This is a genomic window from Tamlana crocina (assembly GCA_040429635.1).
GTDB classification, from domain to species: Bacteria; Bacteroidota; Bacteroidia; order Flavobacteriales; family Flavobacteriaceae; genus Flavisericum; species Flavisericum crocinum.
In genome coordinates this window covers 1,787,584-1,813,524 of the sequence record CP158972.1, presented here as the reverse complement: position 1 = coordinate 1,813,524, position 25,941 = coordinate 1,787,584, and the positions used below count along the sequence as shown (strand labels likewise).

Here is a 25,941-nt window from a genome sequence, read left to right as displayed (position 1 = left end):
GATTTAGGGTTAGTATTAACTTATCTCTCTATTATTTATTTTTTCATCTATAAATTCACAAGCGTTTTACTCAGGTACTTTCATGAAAACAAAAAAATAGAAATACTAGATAAAAACGTTTTTAATGGTGAATATCGGCATGATTATTATCATTAATTGTATCCACTACTATAGACGTCTTCTGCTGAAAACGTGCTACTTTTACCTTCAATTTTAACCTGTTCCAGGTCCTTCATTTGGATTGTTTCAGACGGATTAAAGCTATCGCTTTTCATGTACTCCAGTAAGCTATATCTCAATTGTCTCGCTACTGGCCTCTTGTCCAAATCTGTAGTTAAATCTATGGCAGAAAACACCAGCTTTCCTTGCCCTACATTAGCTTCGAAAACATTAGCTAGGTGATGGTTGGTAACAAAATTATCTATCACTCGAACTATCGGTGTCACTTTCAAGGAATCTATAATAACAGATTTTGATTTTATACATAAATCCCACCATTGCCAATCGGTATGCGAACTTGTTGGGAAATGATTAAAAGCTGGATGCGCTTCATTTACCATAACACCCATTGTTGCTGGCTGGTCGGGAAAATGTACAGGACTCCAAAAAACAGGCACAAATCGTCCTGTTGTACCTTTTAGTCCTTTATAATCTGGATTTAGCAACACGGTTTTTCCTTTATGCAATGCTTTTGAAGCCTCTTGAAAAGAAGATGTTATTAAGATATCTGCTGATGTTGTAGAAACAGTTTTTGGATACACCCATATATTCCAACTGTTTTTATATTTTGTTTCTGCTACGCTTACACTAATATTTAGTTTTCTGGCTTCTTTTGCCTCAACAGTGTAATCAATAACTCCTAAATCTGTGTTGTTTCCTATAGATAGATTAATATCAGTTAGACTACCAGATTTCACTTCTTTTCCTGCCTCATCTGTTATGCTCCAATTGATGATTTTGTTTTTCAAATCTTTGAAAAAATTGGCCACTTCAATAGTAGCTATGAAAGACTCTCCGCTTTCGTAAACTGCTTTTTCAAATCTAATTAACGGAACCAATTCGCTATTAAATTGGCTAAATTCTTCGGCAGAGATAACTCCTTTCGATTCCCAAAAAGCATTTAACAAACCTACCAAAGCGGTTCCTTGCCCAGGAAAATCTTGAAGCTGCAGCAACTGAAAGCCATCAAAACTTGGTGTCTTTAAAGCCCTCTCGATTTCCTCCTTGTATAACAAAGCGGCCAACTTTCCTGAATTATATGTGAACTCCGGAGCTAAATCCAAAAGTCCCTTCTTCTCTAAATCTTGTTTTACCGCTATAAAGTTTAGCGGCTCCAAAACCCCTGTATACTTTTCTATTTCACTCATATCGGGATATACGGAATACTGACCAATTTCATGGGAAATTAAAGGCACTTCTATATGTTCCGCTCCAGAAGTATAATCTGCATTAAAATGCGGTGGTTTGTCATTAAAAACACCTTGTCCTCGAATCCATCCTCTCTTGGTCCATTGAGCAATAAAGTACTCATCTTCCGGTTCGGGTCTTGTCCCCATTGGCCTTTGGAACGAAAATGCTGTTGTTGCATATAAATGCCTATCGTCTTTCTGTTTCAAATCTTTAACAAGGCTATTTAGAAAGGCAGCGTCACCTTCCAATTCATTCCCCATCGCCATGAAAATAAAAGATGGATGGTTACCATAATCCTTTATAATTTTATCGGCTTCAGCTTTTAAAAACGCGTTAGTGGCTTGGTCTTCCCCTACTTTTAAACTCCAATGCGGCAGTTCTACCTGAACGTAAAAACCAGCCTCGTCTGCAGCCTCAAAAGCTGCTTTTGGAGGACACCATGAATGAAAACGTAGGTGATTTAAACCATAATCTTTTGCTTGTTTTATAAGAGTTGCCCAGTCTTCTTTCTGCATTGGCGGATAACCAGTTAGCGGAAAAATAACACACTCCAAATTTCCTCTTAAAAAAATACGTTTATCATTTAAGGTTAAATCGCCATCATGGCTATCCACAACTTTGTATCCAAAAGTAGTGCTAACCGTTCCGGTATTCGTTTTTACTGAAACCTCATACAAATTGGGGTTGAACTCATCCCATAACTCAAGGCCTTCCGGCTTATCCACTTCAATAGAAAATTCGTTGTTTGAAACTTTTACAGCCTCTAATTGTTTGCTGTAAATTTCTGCCCCATTTAAAGTTTTAATATTTAAGGCTACTGCCCCATCAAGTGCGACGGGTTGTTCGAATGTTACCTTTAATCCTTTTAAATCTTTTTTGGGGTAAACCTGAATATTATTGGGCTTATTCTGGCCTGAAGCATTTAGCGAAATATCGCCAATTATACCATTCCACTTTATTTGTGTGTGATTGGTGTAGGCATGAGCCATGTCTTGGTTTACTTTATCTGGATAACGTGTTCCTGCAACGTTTATGTTTGGGTACTTGTTGGAGTTATCTACACAAATAGTAAGCATATGTTTTCCCGCAGAAATATTATCTGGAATTTCAAAACTATGTGCGCCAATTAAGCTATTTGCTTTACCGATTATTTTATCGTCAATATACACAGTGGACTCCCATAGCACCCGTTCAAGGTTTAATGTCACCGATTTCTCTTTCCAATCTTTGGGTATTTCAATTTCTTTTTGATACCACGCTTTCCCTATATACTGATGTTTTCGGGTTAAATTGGACATTACGTAATTATTTATTGCTGGTTCAAGTTTGTTTGGCGTTCCTATTTCGGCATCATCTAAAGTTCCTGGTAAACTAATTTCTCTTCCTTCTAGTTTTGACCCCGCCCAATTTTCTTGCTTTCCAACATTTGTGGAATCTAATTTTACCTGCCATATACCCGACAAATCTATTCGATCTACCTTTGGCGCACAAGCACCCAATATGAGCATAAAAACTAGAACTACGGTTTGATATAATTTCATGGTATCTTTGGTTTTTAATTTAAATTTCTTTCCTCAATCTTTGACTTTCCTCAAAATCAAGGCATGCACTTTTTACATGCCAATTAAGGTTTTGGTTTTGAAGTAATGCTTCAATTGTAGGTTCAAACGGTGTTCTGTCTTGACAATAAAGCATATAATTAATAGACATTAAAGCCAGAGTCCAATCCTCATTTTTAGCGAAGTTATTTAAAACTTCCATAGCCTTTTTACTTTGAAATTTACTATACAAGATTGCAGAAACAGTTATAGCTACGGGAGAATAATCATCCTGAAGTGATTCATTTAATTCCTTCTGAAATGATTCTAAAATCTTTTGGTCCTGAGACATCAAACCTACACTAGCCCAATACCTAACTAATCTATCGTCGTGCTTTAGAGATTCTATTTGAGCTTGCGCTACCTTTCTGCCCTTCTTACCAGATAATGAAGCGATTTTATAAATTTCATTAAAATTGTAGTCGTCCGTTAAACGGTATTCGTAAGGAGTTTGGTTTTCAGATATTTTAGCCATATCGTACTCGGGCATAAACAATATATCTTTATCCTCTAAAAGAGTACTGTCTAAAAACTGTCTCATCTTCTCTAAAACAGGATTATACTTTGCATTGTCCGCTAAGTTGTGCTCTTCCCATATATCATTTTCAATATCATATAACACTTCAAAGGGGCGCTCCTCAAAAACCCGAGATTGGAATGCGTTAAGTTTACCTTGTTTTAAATCTTTACGCATATGTTTTGTGATATCAGCAATCTCCAAATAATTGATATACCTTACTTCAGGAATAAATGGCATAAAGTTTCTAGAATATACAAACTTACCATCGGTTACGGTTCTTACTAAGTCTAATCCATTATCCACCCTATCTGTAGACAGTAACAACAAATCTTTTTTATTATTTGAATCTGAGTCAAAAAGGCGTTTTCCTTTCATGTATTCTGGCACTTTACCTCCTAACAAATCAATCATTGTAGGCCCTAAATCTTCAAAACTAATAAGTTTATTTGTTGGCTTTCCTGTTTCCCACGGTGATAGATGTTTAAATTTTTCAGGAAACCACGCCACAAATGGCACACGGTACCCTAAATTTATGCCGTTAGTTTTTGCCCTTGGTATACCCTCGCCATGATCAGCATAAAAGAAAATAATGGTATCGTCTTTTAGTCCATCTTCTTCTAATTTTTGCAATAATTCCCCTATTCGATTATCGGTAAGTTTAATGGAATTATAAACTCTTGCAAATTGCTTACGCATTTCGGGGGTATCGTTATAAAAAGGAGGCATATCAAAAGCATCGTCAGCAATTTTATCTTCGTCAGGCAAATGATTCCAAACATGCTTTTGGTACTGTTCAAAAGTCCACGACATGGTTCGTGACTGATGCGATTCTGCAAAATTGAATACAGCAAAGAAGGGTTGGCCTTCGGCCCTATTTTTCCAAGTGGCCTTGTTGGAACTTTCGTCCCAAGCCTCTTTTACAAAATCTTTTTCGTTGGCAATATTATAATCTGTTTTAGAATTATTGGTTGTGTAATACCCCAATTGCTTCAAGTAAAAAGGGAAGCCTTTAATAAAACCCGGAATAGGATATTGACTTCTTTGGTGGCCTGTACCCATTTTATAAGTTCGAACACCCGTTATTATTGTTGACCGACTGGCCGCACATACTGTACCTGTAGAAAATGCGTTTGTAAACTTTACACCCTCTTCTGCTAATTTATCAATTACTGGTGTACTGGCTTGTTCATTACCGTAACAACCTATAAAGAGAGGAGAAGTATCCTCTATGGTTACCCAAAGAATATTAGGTTTGTCTTGTGCTTGGCACGACATTATTGTAAATAAACACAACGCCAATAAAATTATTCTCATAATACTTTATTTTTCCAGAATTTCTTTTAATTCGGCCTCCATTTTGGCAACTATCTTGGGATATTTGCTGGCAATGTTTTTAGATTCTGATGGATCTTCGTCTAAATTGAACAATTGTGGTTCTGGTCTAAATCCGGGATCTACAAACTTTTGAACAATCCAATTAGGTACAGGTTTATCTTTAGGTTTTATATATTTCCAATTATCCATTCTAAAACCGAAGGTGTATGATTCTTCGAGTAAAAATTTACGGCCTTTCTTAGATTTCCCTAACCAAGACTCCATAAAGTTTTGACTATCAACAGCATCATCTTTTGCAACCTTTTGATCGACCAAGGACGCTAATGAGGCATACAAGTCCACTTGTGACAATAAGGCATTACTAACACCTGGTTTTACTTCTTTTGGCCAATGCACCACAGTAGGCATACGGGTACCTGCTTCATAAGCCGAGTATTTGCTACCCCGGTAACCTCCACCTGGTTTATGGTCACCAACTAATTCTCTAGCATAATCTAAATAGCCATCATCCAGAATAGGACCGTTATCACTTGTAAAAACAATTAAGGTATTATCTAATAAACCTTGCTTTTCAAGTGCTTTGGTAATTTGGCCAACACACCAATCCATTTGAGCAATTACATCGCCACGGGGGCCCATGGTACTGCTTTCTACAAATTTGATATTGGCAATACGTGGTTGATGAATATCATGCAAAGCAAAATATAGAAAGAATGGATTGTTCGTATTATTATTAATGAAAGCATTGGCTTTATCGGTTAGGACAAAAGGGATGTTCTCGTCCACCCAAAGGGCATCTTTACCCCCTTTCATATATCCAATTCGGCTTATGCCATTAATGATAGCTCCCTGATGGTAAGGGTCTGTATGTTGTTTTAGCAATTCAGGACGCTGAAAACCCCATGGGTATCCTTCTATTCTTGCACCATAGCTTACTGTTATTGGGTCGTCAGGGTCTAAACCAACCACTTTTTGATTTTCCAAAAATACACAAGGTACTCTATCGCCTGTAGCTGGGATTAAAAAGCTATAATCGAATCCTACTTCTTCGGGACCTAACGGAATTTTTTCATTCCAATTGATTTTCCCTTTACCAAGACCTAAATGCCATTTGCCAACCACACCCGTTTTGTAACCGGCTTTTTGTAACATTTTAGGTAATGTACCCATATTAGGGTTTATTATAAGTGGTGCATCACCTTCTAAAATTTCAGCATTATTGCGAAAGGCATAGCTTCCCGTTAATAAGGAATATCTTGATGGTGTACAGGTTGATGCCGAACAATGTGCATCTGTAAAGTTCAATCCGTTTTTAGCAAGTGTATCAATATGTGGTGTTTCTACTCCAATGGCTCCATTGACACCAATATCGCCGTACCCTAAATCGTCAACATAAATGATGACGATATTAGGGTTGGTGCTTTGTGTAAGTGCCTTAAAAGGCATACAGCAGAAAATTCCAAAAAAAATAATTTTAAAACAAGATAAAACCCTCATATACAAGCAATTAATTTTAGTTAAGATTTCACCCCAACAAGCGCTTGATGAATCTGCGCTGGAATATGAGATAAATTAGTATCAATAACTTTAGTGAACGCTTCAGTTGCCTCAGCATCGTTACCTTTGCCCAATTGCCCTAAGCCAATCATATAATTACAATGGATTTTATTGATAACATTCAAATCTTCTTCCCAAATCAATAAATCGGGTAAGGATATGGCAAAATAGTCCAGTTTCACATTATCATTAATATGTTCTTGTCCGTAGTTCAACAAATTATCAAATCTCTTGTTTGCTTCATCATTACGTCCTAATTTTTGCAATGCCAATCCTTGATAGAAAATTTTATCAGGCTGTTGGTCGTTGTAAAAAATTGCTGGGCTTGGGTCACTTAATCCTTCGGAAGCTAATTCAAAATAAGCTTTGGCTTGCTCAGCATTACCTAAACCTTCGTAGGCACAGCCTAACCAATAATCGATGTCATTCTCAACAGTGCCGTGCAGTTTACCTTCTCCTAAATTGTGTGGGTAATCTTTTGACTGTATTAAAAGCTCAATAGCGCCTTCGTAATTCTTAATAGAAATATACTGCTTAGCAAGCTCAATGTTACTTGTTAAATATTGGAATGGCACTTTGCCTTCACCTCCTTCCCACGGGTGGAATTGACGTTTATCAATAAGCGCTTTCGCTTTCTCGAAATCACCTTTCAAATTATAAAGCGCAATACGCTCCAAGTACAAATCGTCTCTAGAATTAGTCAAGTCAATATGCTCCTCTAATAATGCTAATCGCTTATCAACAGGTACATTAATCTTTTTATATAATTGGTCTAACTCCATCAACAATCTAGCATCGGTACTATCCAGCTCAAATGCTTTTTCTAAATGGGTTACTGCCAATTCTTTTTGATTGGTTTTATTGTAGTATAGCAATGCCAAGTTGCGATGGGTTATAGCAAAACTATCATCTAATTTCACGGAAGTTTCCCAGCAATCTTGCGCCTCCTCGTACTGCCTGTTGGCATACCAGAAATTCCCAAGATAGTAGAATGCTTTAGCATCGGTTGGGTTCGCTTTACAAGCAGATTCCAATGCCTTAACTTCCTCTATTTTGTTCGGGAAACAATAAGTATCCGGCATCTGCGAGGCCTTTTTGTAAGCTTCCAAAGCTTTAGAATTATCGCCTTTTTGGTCTAAATACCATCCCATGAAATAGTACACCATCGGGTACACTTCATTATTGGCATCGGTATGTACTTTTAAAAGAGCCACAGCTTCATCAAATTGACCCGCCATTGCATAGTCTAAAGAAAACTCAATATAATTGTGTGCATAATTTCTAATAATCGTCTTGAATGCCTCTAAATCTTCTTGGGCATTAGACAAAATATACCTTTCGTAAAGCACTCCAAAATTGAATTTATCAATAGTCAAAGAATCTTTGATTAACTGTTTAGCTTGTTCAATTTTACCAGTTTTTCTGAGTAAAATCACTTTTAGATGTCTTGCCTTATGGTTGTGCCAGTTTTTAATTAAAGCTCTATCCACCAAATCCATAGCTTTTTCTAAATCGCCTCTTGAGCAATCTATTTGGGCTAAGTTGAAATAACCCGCATCTTGCCATTGTGCATTCCAACAGGCTTTAAAGAAACTAGCATAAGCCTCTTCTTTTTTACCTAAATAACTCAATGCCATTCCTTTGTTAAAATAAGGCTCACCGTCATAAGGGTTAGGATTATGACTTGTCAAGGTCTCAATAGCTGTATCGAAATAAGAAATTGATTTTTCCAATTGCCCTTTTCGCATAAACCAAAGCCCCATAGCATTGTTGATGCGTACATCTTTTGGTGAACGTCTCAATGCCTCTTCATAATAGTCTGTGGCCACAAAAGTTGCATGTCTGTATTGCTCTAAATGGAGCCCTCTTAAATACAAGCCTTCAATAGTCTCAATATCTTTTGGATCTTTGGCCGCCTTGGCTGGTTCAGGGATTTCATCTGACAAATCCTTATCGGGTTCCCAAGCCACCAAAACTTTACCGGCACTATCATTCACTGAAATTTGTAAATCATCAAAAGTATTGGAACCAATGTCTATCAATTCTTCAAAACCAACTTCAGGAGACAGATTTAACACTTCTTCGTGCAACACCTTTCCGTTGGCACTTAAAGTGATAACGCAATTGTTATAAGTAGACGTTACATACACTTTTACTTGAGCCTTTCCATCCACCATTTCAAGATTTACCAAAGCCTCTTTGGTCGCATTTTTAACCACACCTACATTGTAGTAAGGCATAAAATATTGCTTAAAGCTTTTTTCTTCATAGGGATGCATCCATGAGAAATCGGGTTGATTATCTGTGTAAACTCCACACATCAATTCAATATAAGGTCCGTCTTCATCTGTTAAATTCCTATCCCAAGCTTTACCAAATTCTCCGTTACCCCAAGTCCATTGTTTTTTCCCTGGAGAAACGTTATGGTCTGCAACATGTAGCAATCCACCTTTTGAATCATTTTCATAACCACCAACAAAATCGTATTTAGAGGTGATGGCCATATAACTTGTTGGTACTGGGATATTCTTATATCTAGATATATCGGTTCCTGGTGAATAATCTACTTTATAATATTCGCCTTTGGCAATTGGAAATTCCGATACATCACGCTTACCATGGTCAAATACAGCATTTACATCTGGTGGAAACACAGATTGGTAATGGTCGTTAACCGCCACCGCAGGATTTGCCCACCATAAGAAAGTTTGTGGATGCGGTGTTCTGTTGTATAAATGGGCTTTAATTTCAATGTAAGCCTTATCTGGATGCAAGGTAAAACCAGCCATTCCTTTGGTTCGGAACATACGCTCTAATTCACTAACCCAAACGGTTTTACTACCATCTTCATTGTCTTCTATATAAAAATCTGTTGGATCGTATGTGCTTGGACGGTGATGCTGAGGCCAGTTAAATTCAATACCGCCAGAAATCCAAGGTCCTGTTAACCCCACCAAAGCTGGTTTTATAACATGATTATAATAAACAAAATCTCGTTTACGAATCTTATCATAAGCTCTTTGGATTCTGCCTCCCAAAGCCGGTAAAATCATTAATTTGATATAATCATTTTCAATAAAAATAGCATCCCATTCTTTATCTACCTTCTCATCACTGATTTTTTCAATAACGGGATGTGGATAAACAGAACCACTACTTGCCTGATATACTCGTTTTTCTAAAAAAACCGGGTATTTCTCTGGTGTTCCTACTTCATAGGTAGGAATGGTTACTTTCTCGTGCCAAGCGTTTACTGTCTTCATAATCTTATAATTTTTATGCTTAGTTTGTTTGTTACTAATAGGTTAATAGCGCTTTTAGTTGACTAATATTCAATTCACTTTTAGGATTAAAATCATTACTGGTCATATATGTTTTTAGACTGTATAAAAGCTGTTGTGCTTCTAGTCTATTTTCTATATCAGTATGCAGGTCAATTCCAGAAAAAATTAGCTTTCCTTTCCCTACTTGAGCTTCAAAAATTAAAGCGAGTTTTCTATTTTTAAACCAGTCGTCAACAACCCTAACAATAGGATTCAATTCTGGTATATCATCAAAAATGATTGCGTTGGAATGGCTCATAGCATCCCACCATTGCCAATTAGAATGGTACTCCGTTGGGAAATGAGCTAATGCAGGATGTTCTGGATTGCATAGAATTCCTAATGTATGTGGTTTCTGTTCATTGGTCCATGAGGTATTCCAAAAAATACTTGAAAAACCAATACCTATATTTCCTCCTTTTTCTGGAGCTATATCTCCTTTGTTGATATTTAAAAGTACATTACCACCATTCTCTAAATAACTGATAGTTTTTGCATCCAATTTAGTTACAACTTTAATAGATGACTCATTTTCAATATTCTCCTTTTTAGAAGGATACACCCAAACATCCCAACTATTTTTGGCGTCACCCACCATAATGCTTAAGATAAGTTGTTGAGCCTTGGTAATGGTATTTAAGGGTTGATTAACCTTTCCTAATTGAATACCATTTCCTATGGGAATATCTATTTTTTCGAATTCTCCTTTAGAGAACACACTACCATCTGTTTTAGTTAATTCCCATTTAGGAATCACTTCATTCATAGGATACTCTCCAAAATGGGCAATTTCAATTTCAGCGGTTAGCGTATCTATATTTTGAAATGTTCGTTTTGATAAACGTGCCAACGGAACCGTACTTCCGCTAAAGGCTTTAAATTCTTCAGGAGTGACGTATCCTTTTTCATCCCAAAATACATCTAAAACGCCCACTAGTGCAGTACCTTGACCAGGAAAATCATGTAAATCCAATAACTGATAGCCTGCCATTCCTTTGGTTCGCAGAGCTGCTTCAATATCTGCTTTGTAACAAAGTGTTTGTAATTTGCCCGATGCCAATAAAAAGCTGTCTGCTAATTTTAACATACCGTTCTCCTCCAAGGATTCCTTAAAAATTTCAAAGTTTTTAGGTTTTAAAACCCCTGTATATTTCGACATTTCCTTAAAGTTGGGGTACACACACCATTGCCCCATTTCATGGCTTACGTAAGGCATAGGTGTTTGCTTAATTAAGTGCTCATAATCAAATAAGGTTTGTGGGGCCTCTTTGTTAATAACACTTTTTAAATTTTGATTCCATCCTTGAATTCTAGGCCTAGCGTTGTTATAATAATCCATATTTTCTAAGTACGGATACCCAGCGCCACTTGTGTATAATCTGCGGTTATCTAATGCTTTAAAATGATTGACATACTTTGTTAAATACTGCTTATGGTTTTTTCCACTTGGCTCATTACCATAAGTCATTAGCACAAACGACGGATGGTTTCCGTAAGCGTTAATGATATCCTCACCTTCTTTGTACAACCATGTATCCACAGGCTCTCCATCTCCTAAACCCGCTTTCCAAGCTGATGCTTCCGCTTGAATATATATACCCATTTCATCTGCAACCTGAAATGCAGCTTCGGGTGGACACCAAGAATGAAAACGAATATGGTTTAGACCGTGATTTTTAACAATACTAATTATCCGTTTCCAAGAATCAACATCTGTAGGCGGATATCCCGTTAATGGGAAAATGGCACATTCTAGAGTTCCTCTAAGGTATAGGGGCCGGTCATTAATAGTAAAAACTGTTCCAGTTGCCTTAAAGTCACGCATGCCGAAAGTTTCAACCCTTTTGTCTACACTTTCTTCGGAATTTAAAGACAGGTGCATCTCATATAAATCAGGATTAAATTCATCCCATAGTTTGGGGGCATCACCCATTGGGTACTCCAACTCTATTATTTTGGAATCACCTATTTCTATTGATTCTTTCAAAACCTCAAGAGCTTCCCCATTTTCCGATTTTTCTTTGGCTTGAAGTACTAATTCTGCGGTTTGGTTCTTACCTGTTCCGTTTTCAATTCTAGCTACAACTCTAACGGTTTTATCAGAGACGTTAGGATATAATTTCACATTTCCGATAGACAATTTAGGAACCGCAGAAAGTGATATTTCACCAACAATGCCATTCCAATTGGTTTGGGTGTTGTCTGAAATACTATGGGCGTCTAAACCAACATTGATATCTTTAATTCGGTTGTCTACTCGAATGGAAACAGTATGTTCTCCTGCTGCTAATTCGCCTAAATTATAGTGATGAGCAGTGGCCAGACTATTCTGCATTTCCAGTTTCTTGTCATCTATCCAAACGGTAGATTCCCAATGCACACGTTCCAGATTTAAGACAATGTTTTTGCCTTCCCAAGATTGTGGAATGGCTATTCTTTTCTGATACCAAGCAGCCCCTTTATAATCTTTAACAGGCGTTAACCAAAACGATACTTTTACGTTGCCTTCTTGTCGGTACTTTTTCATCTCTTCAGATTTATACCATAGGCTATCATTCCACATGTTGCCCGTCCAGTTGGTTTTAACCGATATATCATTACCCTTACCATTTTCGGGCATTGAACCGGGTAATTTAATGCTGTCCCCTAAATTCAATTTGAACCACTTTTCTTTTTCACCTTGGTCTAGCGAATCAATTTTAAAACTCCACGTGCCAGACAAATCGACATAAGCAGTTTCATCACTTTTGCAATTATGCAAAATGAAGCTTGATGCGATTAAAAAAAGAATGATATGCTTTCTGAAAGTCTTCATTTTATGATTAATTGGTTTCACAATTCAAGTTTTTGAAATATTCGAAAATGGCATCCGCAACAAATTGGTGACCTTTCATGTTGATATGATTACTTTGGGACATGTAGCCTTCCAAAGGTTCAGTTTCTGCCAATTTTTTAAATAAAGCATAGCTATCTACCAAGCCTACTTTATATTTATTAGCTAAATCGCGAATAAGTTCACTATGCTTTGCTAGCGGCGATTCATTGGATGCAATATCTTCTTTAGTATCAGGTGTAGGTGTCAATAAAATCACTTTAGTGCCATATTCCAAAGCCTCCTTTATCATTTGTTCCCAAGCCACTTTTGCGCGTTCCACACCCATTTTTCTATCGTTAAGGGCATAATCGATAAACAGCACATCTGGTTTATAAATTAAAACTTCCTCTTTAAAACGCTTAGCGCCTTGTTCTGCCTGTTCCCCTCCAATAGAAGTGGTTATAGTATTTACCACAGAATAAGGATAAAAGTCATTTACCTTTTTTAGTGTGCGATACGGGTAAGCATTTATCCTATCCAAAACACCTCTTGTGGTATATCCCGTAGGTACCGAATGCCCATGAAACACCAAATTGATAGTGCGGTTATTTGGCCATTTTACTTTAAGTTCGGTTTTTAAGCTATCTAAATAATGTGCTGAATGAGGACAATCTTCAATCGTCTCATTGGCTATATCCTGAGCATAAGACTTACAGGCATAACAGAATAAAAACACACCTAAAAGTAACCAAGTACTAAATACTTTTTTCATTTTTATTATTCTTTATCTTTAGTCAATTCTAGTTCTATTTCTTCAAGACTTTTCCCTTTTGTTTCTGGCAACTTCGACTTAATAAATAAGAATCCAGCAATACATATTATACTATATACCCAGAACGTCCCTGAAGCTCCTAAAGCATCATTTAAAATTGGGAATGTAAAGGTTAAAACAAACGACGCTACCCATAAAGAAAACGTAGCAATAGACATGGCAACCCCTCTAATTTTATTCGGGAAAATTTCGGAAAGCACAACCCATGTAATTGGAGCTAAAGACATGGCGTATATTGCTATGGCAGTAATCACCAACAACAATACCGGCCATCCCGTAAACTGGAAAAAGTAAGCACCACCCAAAATAAGATATACCACACCCAAGCCTATAGAGCCCAATAGCATGAGTTTTCTACGTCCCCAGCTATCAACAGTTCGCATGGCAATTAATGTGAAAATTAAATTAACGCTTCCGGTAATCACTATGTTAAATAGCATATCCCCTACACTATAACCCGCAGCCGTAAAAATTTCCTCGGCATAATTAAAAATGATGTTAATGCCACACCACTGCTGAAATATTGCCAGTACTATACCGATTACCAAAATGGGTTTTATTTTAGCCGATTTTAAATCTGCTATATTAACTTTCGGATGTCCGCTCTGTTTCAAGGTCAACTTGATGCTATTCAATTCTTCTTGAGCATAGAACTCTCCTCCTATTTTTGCCAACACTTTTTTAGCTGTTTCACCCTGATTAATCTTTACTAAAAATCTTGGACTCTTTGGAACAACAAACATTAAAACAAAAAACAAGGTAGCCGACACTAACTCTGCCCAAAACATCCAGCGCCAACCAGTTTGTCCGTTCCAAGAATTTAAAATCATTTCGGGCGTACTATTTTCAGGAATGGCTTCGGCAATAAAGTAATTCGCCACTTGTGCGGCCAAAATCCCAATTACCAGTGTGAGTTGATTGATAGCCACAAACTGGCCTCTATATTTTGCAGGAGCAATTTCTGCAATATACATGGGCGATAATGTAGAAGCCAAACCAATACCTAAACCTCCTATCAATCTATAAATTATAAAAGGCGTAAAATTATCAACATAACCGGTTCCAAAGGCAGAAACAATAAACAATAAAGCTGCTAAAATTAACGGTATCTTTCTCCCAAATTTATCGGCCACAATTCCCGATAATACTGCTCCAAAAATACAACCAATAAGCGCACTACTCATCGCCCACCCTTGTAAGGTTGGCTCTGATGTAATATCGAAATAAAGTTCGTAAAACGGCTTGGCTCCTCCTATCACTACCCAGTCATAACCGAACAGGAAACCGCCCATAGCAGATACAAGTGCTAGAAATAATAAATAAGTAAAATTAAATTTTGTTTTATTCATGGTGTTTAGTTAGTTGGTGTATTTAAAACTTTAGTCTTTTGTATTTAAACTGCTATCGTACCAATTATTATTGGGATTAAAATCTTTACTTAAAAAATCCATACGTTGTTTTTCTAAACGTTGTTTCATTTTAGTTTTTCGCTCTTCATATTTGGCTTTTGCCTTGCTATCATCATACTTAGCATACACTTTAGGAATTCTAGCATTTACACTTTCTAAATATGTATCCAGCTCTTTTCTTAAATTTTGTGAAATCTCTTGGTTGTTCGCAGAAATATCATTTGCTTCACTTGGGTCCAATGATAAATTATACAATTCATCACGTCCATCTTCCCAGAAATGAATAAGCTTATAATCTCCTTTTCTTATAATACTTACAGGGTCGCCACCTTGATTTCCATAATGAGGATAATGCCAGAACAGGGGCCTGTCTTCTAATTCTCCACCCTTTAACAGCGGTACTAAACTTACTCCATCAATTATATGGTTTGGGTCTTTTTCTGCCCCAGCCATATCTAATAATGTTGGATAAAAATCTATTCCTGAAGCAGGATACTCAATTTGTTTAGGCGCATTTTTTATCATGGGTGCTTTAATTAGGTACGGCTCTCTAATGCCTCCTTCCCACTGGTATCCCTTACCGCCTCTCAAAGGATAGTTTGTAGTAGAAAAGGCATCTCCACTAGCTACACCTCCATTATCAGATGTAAATACTACAATGGTATTTTCTTCTAAACCCAACTCTTTTAACCTACTGAGAACAACGCCCACTGCATCATCCATAGACTCTACCAAGCCTGCATAAATAGGATTATCCTGCACGGTTCTAATAGGTAATCTAGCTTCCATTTCAAAACCAGATTCGGGAATTCCTTGTGATTCAGCCTTATCTCTGTACTTTTTCCATTTTGCCTCTGTAGTTTCTATAGGGCCATGTACCGCGTAAAAAGAAAGGTACGCAAAGAACGGCTTGTCTTTATTTGCGGTAATGAAATCAGCTGTTTCTAACGCTAAACGCTTAGTAAGGTTTTCACCTTCATATTTATAATCTAACTTAGGATTTCTCCAAGGCGCATAATACCCCCCTTTAGGGCCTCCTACTTCCCAACCTCCTTTGTTTATATCGAAACCATTGTTTTCAGGACCATACGGCACGTCTCCTAAATGCCATTTCCCTGCAAAAAAGGTTTTGTATCCGTTTTGCTTTAGTGCTTCAGCTATAGTGATACTTTCTTCGGGAAGCGCGTGAACATATTCTGGTGGCATAACTTTGGTATTGTAGTAATCGCCCCATTTTTCACCTGTAGCGGCTCCAATCCAGTCTGTTATACCATGTCGTGCAGGATCTTGACCTGTCATTAAACTGGCCCTTGAAGGACTACATACCTGACATGCGGCATAACCTTGTGTAAACTCAGTTCCTTCCTTTGCTATACGATCAATATTAGGCGTTTCATAATAGCTACTCCCTGCATAGCTTAAATCGTGTGCACCCAAATCGTCTGCAAGGATAAACAAGACATTAGGTTTTTTGTCGACTTTAACTACTTCATTATTAACTTTGCTTTTGCAGCTATTAAAAACAATAGCTGCTAAGCAAAGCGCTACTAAACTGAACTTATTCTTGTTTTTCATTTGTGTCATTTTAATTTATGGTACCCAAAGCCCCCAAACTACTTTCTCTAATTCTTAAGAGCTGTTTTAGTTTAGGGTATTTTATTACTTTTTTAAAGATCCTGTTAGTGTATTTATTGATTTTGCCTTAAGGACAACGACTTTGCCGTCTACTTTAAATGTTTCTAAATTGCTATTTTCGGAGGTAACGTTTACATTTTCAATTTTACAGTTGGTTACATTTAAAACCTGATCCTCGTCACTGTAATTGATAGCAACTAAAACCACCTCTGAAGTATCTTTATCAAGGTATCCTGAAACCATCATATTGTTGTATGCTTTTTTTAAAGCTTCTTTGTTTCGGTTTGATTCAACCTCTACCCTTACCATTCCAGGCTTTACAAATCTTGAATAGTTGCCTAACGCCCATAATAATTTAGAATCGTGGTATTCTCCATCATGTTTTAGCGATTGTTTATTATAGAGGTCATTCGGGTTACCTGTATCCAAATAAATAAGCCCGTCTTTAAAGTTGGCTATGGTCAAAGCTGTCCACCATTGCCAAGAACTGGCATTGGCTAGGGTTAAATCGGCATGTATAACACGAGCTACATATAGAGCGGTGTTTATCCCTAAATCCCGTTGATGCCCTCCGCCTATGTCATCATTTTTTTCTAGAATACAAAACTCACTTTGCCAATAATCAAGACCAGGATATTCATTTAGTTTATGTTTCAACTTTTTTCGTATACCAATTAGGCTATCTACTGGCCATGTTGTAAAATAGCTATGACCTGTAATTGTATTATCTAGATGCTTTAGTTCTTTCTTTTCGTTGAAAAAAAAGTCGATTTGATTACCCCGTTCTGACTTATTGTAGTTTGAGTATAACCAACGTAAATCGGCTGCTTCTCCCAACACTATTTTTGTAGACACGCCACTCTCGTCTATACCCTTATCTAACATTTTAGTAAGTTTTAAAATATTTTGATTGGTTGCTGGCGTGCCTTCTTGAGATTTTTTTTCCCAGTCCCATTGCGGTTCATTTATTGGACTTAGATAATCAAAAAAGATTCCTTGGGAGTCAAAATGTTTTAGAAACTCTACCATGAAATTGGCATAATCGTCAAAATACTCCGGTTTTAAATTAATTTCACCGTCTTTATTATCGCCATTGTACCCCTTACCATTTTTTGTCCACTGTACGGGGGCCGAGATTGAAAATGCCAATAACTTATCTACACCATAATGCTTCGCCTTTTCCAAAAACCACTGTTGCCCCTCTTGTTTTTTCCAATTGTAATTTCCATTAACATCTATAAAAGATTCTGCTCTACGCCATTCATTTGCAATATTAGAATCGCTACCTTGCTCAGTAGTTCCTGCCCCGATATAAAACCTCCACATAGATAGCCCGATACCTTTAGGATTTCCTTTTTTGTCTGTTTCTTTACTAAAAAGCCATTCTGCTATTTTCTCTTTTTTATGTTCTGGCCAATTACTGCCCACAAATTGACACCTCCAAGCATCAGAAGCTCCAAAACCTAAAATAGTTTGATGTTCCTTTTCAGTATTTAATTGCACTTGTAAAGTTTGTGCCATTCCAGCAGTGCCGATAAAGCCTGCAAACCATACCACAACAAAAACATGCACAAAATTTGTTTTTTTATATCTCATTTAAAACACAGTAAATCGCTTAAACGCCTATTTTACACAAGACAAATTTAAAAACATGTTTATTCACAAAAATAGACACAACAACTAAAAACATAGACAATAATATTTTCATCACTCACTAACTCCCCTTAACAACAATTTTATAGATTTGATATAAACCTTCTTTGTTAACATCTACCACTACATGGTTTGAGCTAATCTGGGCAGACGCCGTTTCTGTGAGATAAGGCTCTGCTTTTGCCGTGTCATTATAATCTGCTGGCACAAAACGCTCAACACTTTGTATAGAATTTATTGTAAACCCATTTACTTTAACTGCTACTTTTTTACCACTTTCCTTGGCTCCAGTTATATACATTACCATAGTATTTGCATCTTGTAGCGCAGCTGCTAAATGAACCTTATTTGATGTTGTTTTTAAAGATTTGCCCTTGTATGAAACTGCCATATCACCCAAAATTTGCCCTGTTGGAAACACTTTAGAATAGTTCCAGTTGGTTATACCCAAACCAGGCACAGGACTGTTGATTGGCGGCCAATATGCAGCCGCTTGAGCTCCAGCTCTGGCATAAATATGAATAATATCTGGTATAATATTAGCGGCTTCCATATATAATGCTCTTTCGTTGTAATCTCGAGAAGGCATCCATTCTGATAGGTATTTGAAGTTCTTATCTGGATTGAAGTTATCGGCACATTCCTTTATTCTTTCTTCTAAATCAGCAATGTTATGTGAATCAGTTACATAACCTGTATAGGTATGTAAACCTACCCCATCAATAGCACCATAACCTCTAGTAAACTTATTCTTCATGGTTGTAAACTCCTGAGGTTCGGTATAATCTCCATTAATTAACAACTTGAACTTACGATTTGGATATTCACTAACTATATATTCCGTCAAGTCCATGGCAATGTTAACATATTTATCGAGTTTTTGCGACCTACTCACGCCTCCTGCCCATTGCAACCACCATTCATTACCAATTTCCACAAGGCCTCCGTTAACAGAATTAATGCCAGACAAGTCAATAGCCTGTTTCGCTCTAGTCTTTAAGTTGGCAATTGCAAGGTTATATTGAGAAGAACCAACCGCCGTAATCATTGCTTCTTCAGTCGGTAGAACAATACTATAATTTGAAACATTGCTCTTTAACGTTTCTATTGAAGCTCCTGGCGTATCGGGTGATTTGTCCCATCTGGGGGTTGTATTGGTTGTCCAGTCGTAAAATTCAGATTCCCACCCTCCGGGGTATCTTACTACTGTGCTGCCAATAGTACCGAGTGTAGAAGCAAAAGCTGAAAAGGTATTATCCGGAACTAGACGCCAATCATTATTAACACCAAAAATTTCTGGACTTATATCGACACCATCAGTAGCATCGACCATAATAACCACATCTGCGTTTACCTCTTCCTCTCCTTCTTCTTCGCCTCCTATCCCATCTTCAATATTACCAAATTTAGGATCGTTAGGATCTGTAAAATCATTCGAAGTACAGGAAAAAATTATTCCTAGTAATAGTATTAATAATGTCTTTTTCATGTTTGTTTTTTTTAAAATTTATAACAGTTCGAAAATTGCTACACCTCTCTTGTAACTTAATACACCTAATAGCTTTAAAGCTATTTAATAGGCTTATTTTATCTGAGCTCTTAATGTTACTATTGATTTGGACGGCACAACTATATTGTCATACGTAGTTGTAGATTTTTTTAAGTTCTTAGTAGATGATGTTGTATAAACCTCGAAAAGATCATTTACAACCTCAAATTTCGTCCCATATTCTTCTAATATAATTTCCCTATTACTATTGGTATTGTTAACACATACTAAAACCAAATCGTTGCCCGAGGTACTTTTGTAGCCCGAAATCATGAAATTTTCAACCGAAGTATTATCACTATAATCAGGGTCTTTAACTTCAAACCTCACCATTCCAGGCCTAACAAACCTACTATAGTTCCCTAGCGCCCATAATAACTTATTATCTTCAACCGTACCATCTGTATGTGTTGGACTATTGGAATTGGGTGTCCAAAGTACAAGGTTGAATCGGTATGGATGATCTCCGAAAGTAGAACTATTAAGGGCTGTCCAGAAACTCCAGCCAGTAGCATTACCAAAAACTAAATCTGTGTGGATTATACGACTCATCCATAACGCATAGTCAATTTCTTGAAAAGTTGATACGTCTTTGTTTTGCTGATACGCAGTACCCAAAAGACTATACTCCGTTTGCCAATAATTCAAACCATAATTTTCTAGTGTTGTTCTCAAAGACTTGCGTTGCCTTAAAGACTCATTAGTGGTTTCATTACTGAAATAGCTATGTCCTGCTATATTTTTTGATAGATTAGTTAAATTACCTATATAATTAGCACTAGAAGGGTTAAAGAAATCATTAACCTGATTTACCGTATTACCAGAACCTTCAAACAGGTATTTTAACTGAGCCGCTTCAGGAATCATTATTTGGGCATTTATCCCCTTTTCCGTAAACGTCTCATCAATAATTCTAGTAACGGTGGCTATTTCTGCATTAGTTGCCCTGGTACCAGATTGCTGTGCTTCACCAACTGTTGCATTCCACTCGTATTGAGTTTCATTAAAAGGACATAATGCGGTGATATTGTAACCGTCATCCTCGTATTTTTTAACAACATCTGCCAAGAAATTAGCAAAGTCATCATATTTATCTGGCTGACAATTAAAGCTAGACTCATCAGAAGTACTAAACACAAAACCATTTTTACTCATAAAAAATGGAGGTGAACCGGTCCACGCTGTAAATTTATCTACACCATACTCTTTAGCTTTAGACATAAACCAGCGCTGTCCGGCCTGTTTAGACCAATCATAAGTACCATCTGGCGCTAAATAGCACTCCATTTCACGAAACCAATTAGAAGCGCTAAAGCCACTATTAGCTTGATCGGCAGAGCCTTCTCCTATAATGGTTCTCCATAAAGACAACCCAATGCCCTCTGGATCCCCAGAAGTATTACTTTCAGTACTGAACAACCATTTTGCTACTTTATTTTTGGAAGCGTCAGGCCACTTCCCAACCCACTGGTCCTGAAATCCGCTCGACGCCCCAAAATGATCTATGATTTGAAACGTGTTATCTAGGTTTAGCACTATTCCTTCTTCTGGATCATCAAACTTAGGATCGTTGGGATCTGTAGCCTTATCTCTGCTGCATCCAAAAACCGCTAAAACCAATAACAAGCAAAATGATACTTTAAAAAATCTATACCCCATAAAGCCTCTTGTTATTAATATCCAGGGTTTTGCTCTAAATTACCTCTAGAAGCCTGTATTTCTTCAGGAGGAATAGGCCAAAGTAGATGTATACTCGGATCAAACAACACACCACTATCCTGAGACTCTTTTAAATTTGTTGTTTCAAATGGATCGGTACTTACCTCGGTATTATATTTTACAAAAGACCCATTAGGACCTAGGATTAATGCAATTCTAGGAACCCCATTAATTTTTTGTCTTCTTAAATCGTACAACCTATGCTGTTCCAAAGCCAATTCCAAACGTCTTTCTTTCCAAATTGCGTCTCTCAAAGCAGAACCGGTCAAGGACATATTAGTGCTTAATCCTACTCTATCCCTAACTAGCTTCAAAGAATTCTTAGCCGAAGTTTCATCGCCATTAAAAAATGCAGCCTCTGCGTGCATTAAAATAACATCAGCTAACCTTAAGTAAAGTACATGTCCTGGCAATTGACCTTGCACATAATTTGCTGGTCTTTCTGCTTTGGGTAAATAGTATTTTCTGTTGGTACGTCCTGACTTATTTTCAGTAGGCTTGCCGTCGAATTCCGTAACATCTGGATCACCAAAAACAGGTTCGCCATGTTTAATTATTGTTGACCTCAACCTGATGTTGTCGCCTTCACTTAAAAATGCATTTTCTAAATCGCTTGTTGGCGAGCCCCAGCCCCAGCCTCCGTCTCCACGACTTCCGTTGGTTTGAGAAAGATAACCTCCAACATCTACTAGATTAGGATTACTTACAAATTCTACACCGAATATTGATTCTACGCCATTGGCATTGCCTACTTTATAAATATCGGCAAAATCAGGCTCCAAACTATACTCTCCCGAATCCATTACTGTTTTTGCCATAGCTTGAGCTTCTGCCCATTTTTCTTGAAACAAATACACTTTAGCTAACAAAGCTTGAGCTGCACCTTTGGTTGCTCTACCTAAATCTTCTGCCGCGTATTCGCTTTTTTCTGGCAATCCGTTTATCGCATCTTCTAAATCGTCCTCGATTAAAGCATAAACCTCTGCTACGGTTGCTCTTGTTTTATCATTAATAGATGGGTCGAATAACTCACTGTAGGTGGTAACAATTGGTACACCTCCAAAATTCCTAACTAACTCAAAATAAAAAAATGCCCTTAAAAATTGTGCTTCACCTGTAAATCGACTTTTTAAATCTTCAGAAATAGGACTCTCTGGAAGATTATCTAACGCAATATTTACCCTTGTAATACCAATGTAGTTATGCTCCCAAAATGCATTAAAATACGTTGAACCGGCAAATACATTATATTGGGCTATTCCAAATATATCTGGTCTTGGCTGTGCCGTATTTCCTGCCCAGTTATCATCGGTTGCCATGTCATTGATTTGACGCTGAAAATTAACCATCCACCATTTTTCTCCATTTACTTTCCTGTACAAACCGTTAACAAAGCCTTCTAAGTTATCTGGATTACTTAAAAAATCATCTAACGTTTCTCTACCCTGTAGAGGCTGATCTAAAAAATCTTCTTTATCGCAACCCACTACGAAAAGGGCCGCCGTTATTGTTAATAATAATACTATCTTTTTCATAATTTTATAAACTTAAATTTAACCCTACCAAATACGTTTTTGATATTGGATTTCTTCCAAAATCTACCCCTAATGCATCAATAATATTTACTCCTCTTGGCTGATTTTGAACCTCAGGATCAAAGCCACTATAATTTGTAAACGTTATTAAATTCTGTCCGGACACATACAATCTACATTTTTCAAACCCTTTAACTTTAAAGTTGTACCCCAATTGTATATTACGCAACCTAACGTAGGTACCATCCTCAATAAAAAGATCGGATGGGTTTTTATAGTTGCCATTTAGATCAAGTTCAGTAAGTCTAGGGAAGCTCGCATTAGTATTGGTTGGCGACCATACCACATCTGTTGTGCCTGCCAAAACGTTTAGATTTTGAGTACCTGATCTTATATATTCTAAATTACCATTATAAACATCATTACCAAATGTACCGTACCACTGCATAGATAAGTCTATATTTTTATAGCTCATGTTTATATTTAACCCTCCAAAAAAGTCTGGAAACGGGTTACCAATGGTCGTTAAATCTGCATCGTCAATTTTACCGTCTTTGTTTTGATCTACAAATCTCAAATCACCTACTTGAGCATTTGGTTGAATGATAGTCCCATCCTCTGAAGTATGTGAGTTTAATTCCGTTGGATTTTGAAAAATCCCATCTGTTTGATAGCCCTGAAATAAACCTACTATTTCACCCACCTCTGTAATTTTAACATTTCGATTACCTAATGTTGCTCTCTTTTGCCCTAAAATGACCTCATTTGAGGGGTCGAGTTCTATAGTCCTACTTTCATTAGAAGATAGAGTTAAGTTAACCCCCAAATTAAAGTCGTTCCAAGTTTTATTTAATCCTAAAGCGATATCGATACCTTTAGATTCTATACTTCCAACATTACGAGCAACTGTACCCGGAATACCGGTATAACCTGGTTGCTCTACTTGATTTAACAAGTCTTCAGAGGTTTTTACATAATATTCGCCCGAAAAAGTCAAGGCGTTATTAAACAGCCCAAGATCAACGCCAAAGTTTTTATCTTTTACAGTTTCCCATCTTAAATCTTGGTTACCAAACTGACTCAAGAAGTTAGAGACAACACTCTGCCCTCCTAGAATAACGTTATCTGAACCAACTGTAAAAAACGAACCATCTCTATCTATATTTTGATTTCCCAATTCTCCCGCACCAGCTTTTAAACGTAAATTATTAATAGTTTCTGAAGTAAACCAATCCTCAGAATCCACATCCCAAGCTACCGAGGCACTAGAAAATATACCTGTTCTTCTATCCTTTGGAAAACGAGAGGATTGATCAACTCGTACCGATGCGTTTATTGTGTACTTATTGTCAAAACTATAAATGGTTCTAAAAACTCCCGAAAGAATATTCTGCTTACCTTGATTTCCAGTGGCAGAAATAAGTAGTCCTTCATCATTAACAGCGGCATCCAACTGCCAAAGTCTTGGATCGGTATCGCTAGGTATGCCCTCTCGTGAACCTCTTAAATAATTAGTGCTTTCTGAATCAAAAAGAACACCCCCAACAACATTTAAATAATGCTTATCGAGAATTGTTTTTTCAAAGGTGATTGTGTTGTTAATTACATAATCAAAATTCTGAGTAACATTTTTTGTGTATTGGTTAACCAATCGCCTTCTATTAGGATCAAATTCGTAGGCCGGATTAAATGTTTCCCAAGTTAGAGCATCAACATTTAAACCTACTTGAGATGCTAAGGTAAAAGCAGGCGATATCTTATATTCCAATTGGGTATTAGACAACAAACCATAATATTTGTTTTCAGCAAACAGTTGAGCAATTTGGGCAACTGGGTTTGGCACTAAATTATTAGATACAGGGTATATACTATATATATTGCGCCCTACTCTTTCACTTTGCGGAAGATATACTTCGGTTAAAGGATCTATTCTTATAGAATTAAATAATAAATCTGGCGTATTTTCCCACTTCTCAGACCTAGGACTAAGGTCTTGTTTTAAGGTAACTTTATCAGAAATCTTAAAATCTACGTTAAAACGACCTGTAACCCTTTGATAATAACCTTTTGCGTAATTGGATTCTTGATCGAAAAAACTTAAACTAGCCGCATACTTAAGCTTCTCATCTCCACCTGAAGCTCTTAGGTTTGCATTAACCACCGGTGTATAATCCCTAACTACCTCATCCCACCAATCGGTTCCTTCACCATAATCATTTGGATCGTAAAGTGGAGACGCATTATCATTTGTTCTCCTTGTGTTTATAACTTCTATATATTCTTGCGCCCCTGCCATTTCAATCTTGTCCCAACTCTGAACACCGTAGTTAAAATCAAAACTTATTTTTGCCTTGCCTGATTTTCCTCTTTTTGTTGTTATCAACACCACTCCGTTTGAAGCTCTTGAACCATATATGGCTGATGCTGCAGCATCCTTCAAAATATCCATACTTTTAATATCTTGAGCATTAACAGCGTTTAATGAAGTGCCACTAGGCTGCAAAATACCGTCGATAACAATTAGAGGACTAGAAGACCCAAGAACAGTTGTGATACCACGAACCAAAATTTTTGGAGAAGCACCCGGAGAACCTCCCGAAGATAACACCTGAACACCTGCGGCTTTACCTTGCAACGCTTCCGCAGCATTACTAGCTACTTGTTTGGTAATTTCTTCGCCATCTACAGAAGCAATAGATGTGGCTATTTTATCTCTTTTAACCGCACCATACCCAATAACAACCACTTCATCTAATTGTGCGCTATCTTCCTGAAGCGTAATGGGTATATTTTGCCTACCAGAAACGGACACCTCCTTAGTTTTGTATCCAATATAACTGAACACCAAAGTTGCACCATCATTTACCGTTATTGAGTAATTTCCATCAAAATCGGACGCCACTCCATTAGTTGTATTCTTTTCAACAACATTAACCCCAGGTAACGGTTGTCCATTTTGGTCTGTAATAGCACCCGTAACTGTATTTTGGGCTATTACCGTAAACCCCAGCAACAAAAAGCTGAGCATTATTAATCTTGTAAGTCTCATAT

13 protein-coding genes are annotated in these 25,941 nt (G+C 37.1%); all 13 read right to left on the bottom strand.

Annotated features, from left to right (window positions below; genetic code table 11):
- Positions 1–152 precede the first annotated feature (152 nt).
- The 13 genes from ABI125_08090 to ABI125_08030 all read right to left on the bottom strand — a co-directional run bounded on the left by ABI125_08090 (position 153) and on the right by ABI125_08030 (position 25,939).
- Positions 153–2,951, bottom strand: a complete 2,799-nt coding sequence (locus ABI125_08090) for a sugar-binding domain-containing protein (protein XCF07810.1) — start codon at positions 2,949–2,951, stop codon at positions 153–155.
- A 19-nt stretch (positions 2,952–2,970) separates the two neighbouring features.
- Complete coding sequence (locus tag ABI125_08085; protein XCF07809.1) at positions 2,971–4,842, bottom strand: sulfatase; 1,872 nt, start codon at positions 4,840–4,842, stop codon at positions 2,971–2,973.
- A 6-nt stretch (positions 4,843–4,848) separates the two neighbouring features.
- On the bottom strand, positions 4,849–6,309 hold the full coding sequence (locus ABI125_08080) for an arylsulfatase (protein ID XCF07808.1): 1,461 nt from the start codon (positions 6,307–6,309) through the stop codon (positions 4,849–4,851).
- A gap of 71 nt (positions 6,310–6,380) precedes the next feature.
- Positions 6,381–9,683: a DUF5107 domain-containing protein gene (locus tag ABI125_08075; protein ID XCF07807.1), complete on the bottom strand. Its 3,303-nt coding sequence runs from the start codon at positions 9,681–9,683 to the stop codon at positions 6,381–6,383.
- Between the two features lie 34 nt (positions 9,684–9,717).
- Entirely contained in the window at positions 9,718–12,558 is a 2,841-nt protein-coding gene (locus ABI125_08070; GenBank protein XCF07806.1) for a glycoside hydrolase family 2 TIM barrel-domain containing protein, read from the bottom strand.
- Positions 12,559–12,565: 7 nt separating this feature from the next.
- Positions 12,566–13,330 (bottom strand): SGNH/GDSL hydrolase family protein, encoded by a 765-nt coding sequence (locus tag ABI125_08065; GenBank protein XCF07805.1) that lies wholly within the window; start codon positions 13,328–13,330, stop codon positions 12,566–12,568.
- A gap of 5 nt (positions 13,331–13,335) precedes the next feature.
- Positions 13,336–14,739, bottom strand: a complete 1,404-nt coding sequence (locus tag ABI125_08060; protein XCF07804.1) for a sugar porter family MFS transporter — start codon at positions 14,737–14,739, stop codon at positions 13,336–13,338.
- 30 nt (positions 14,740–14,769) lie between these two features.
- A complete protein-coding gene (locus tag ABI125_08055; protein XCF07803.1) occupies positions 14,770–16,257 on the bottom strand; it encodes a sulfatase in 1,488 nt (495 codons plus the stop codon).
- Positions 16,258–16,458: 201 nt separating this feature from the next.
- Positions 16,459–18,030, bottom strand: a complete 1,572-nt coding sequence (locus tag ABI125_08050) for a glycoside hydrolase (protein ID XCF07802.1) — start codon at positions 18,028–18,030, stop codon at positions 16,459–16,461.
- A 118-nt stretch (positions 18,031–18,148) separates the two neighbouring features.
- Positions 18,149–19,576 carry a hypothetical protein gene (locus tag ABI125_08045; protein XCF07801.1) on the bottom strand — a complete coding sequence of 476 codons (1,428 nt, stop codon included), beginning with the start codon at positions 19,574–19,576 and terminating at the stop codon, positions 18,149–18,151.
- 93 nt (positions 19,577–19,669) lie between these two features.
- Complete coding sequence (locus ABI125_08040) at positions 19,670–21,295, bottom strand: glycoside hydrolase (protein XCF07800.1); 1,626 nt, start codon at positions 21,293–21,295, stop codon at positions 19,670–19,672.
- A gap of 14 nt (positions 21,296–21,309) precedes the next feature.
- On the bottom strand, positions 21,310–22,890 hold the full coding sequence (locus ABI125_08035; GenBank protein XCF07799.1) for a RagB/SusD family nutrient uptake outer membrane protein: 1,581 nt from the start codon (positions 22,888–22,890) through the stop codon (positions 21,310–21,312).
- A gap of 4 nt (positions 22,891–22,894) precedes the next feature.
- A complete protein-coding gene (locus ABI125_08030) occupies positions 22,895–25,939 on the bottom strand; it encodes a TonB-dependent receptor (GenBank protein XCF07798.1) in 3,045 nt (1,014 codons plus the stop codon).
- Between the last annotated feature and the right edge of the window lie 2 nt (positions 25,940–25,941).

What these genes read in the sequence shown, in the direction of transcription:
- ABI125_08090 (XCF07810.1), bottom strand. Translation starts at nt 2,951, where the DNA reads ATGAAATTATATCAAACCGTAGTTCTAGTTTTTATGCTCATATTGGGT.
- ABI125_08085 (XCF07809.1), bottom strand. Translation starts at nt 4,842, where the DNA reads ATGAGAATAATTTTATTGGCGTTGTGTTTATTTACAATAATGTCGTGC.
- ABI125_08080 (XCF07808.1), bottom strand. Translation starts at nt 6,309, where the DNA reads ATGCCTTTTAAGGCACTTACACAAAGCACCAACCCTAATATCGTCATC.
- ABI125_08075 (XCF07807.1), bottom strand. Translation starts at nt 9,683, where the DNA reads ATGAAGACAGTAAACGCTTGGCACGAGAAAGTAACCATTCCTACCTAT.
- ABI125_08070 (XCF07806.1), bottom strand. Translation starts at nt 12,558, where the DNA reads ATGAAGACTTTCAGAAAGCATATCATTCTTTTTTTAATCGCATCAAGC.
- ABI125_08065 (XCF07805.1), bottom strand. Translation starts at nt 13,330, where the DNA reads ATGAAAAAAGTATTTAGTACTTGGTTACTTTTAGGTGTGTTTTTATTC.
- ABI125_08060 (XCF07804.1), bottom strand. Translation starts at nt 14,739, where the DNA reads ATGAATAAAACAAAATTTAATTTTACTTATTTATTATTTCTAGCACTT.
- ABI125_08050 (XCF07802.1), bottom strand. Translation starts at nt 18,030, where the DNA reads ATGAGATATAAAAAAACAAATTTTGTGCATGTTTTTGTTGTGGTATGG.
- ABI125_08045 (XCF07801.1), bottom strand. Translation starts at nt 19,576, where the DNA reads ATGAAAAAGACATTATTAATACTATTACTAGGAATAATTTTTTCCTGT.
- ABI125_08040 (XCF07800.1), bottom strand. Translation starts at nt 21,295, where the DNA reads ATGGGGTATAGATTTTTTAAAGTATCATTTTGCTTGTTATTGGTTTTA.
- ABI125_08035 (XCF07799.1), bottom strand. Translation starts at nt 22,890, where the DNA reads ATGAAAAAGATAGTATTATTATTAACAATAACGGCGGCCCTTTTCGTA.
- ABI125_08030 (XCF07798.1), bottom strand. Translation starts at nt 25,939, where the DNA reads ATGAGACTTACAAGATTAATAATGCTCAGCTTTTTGTTGCTGGGGTTT.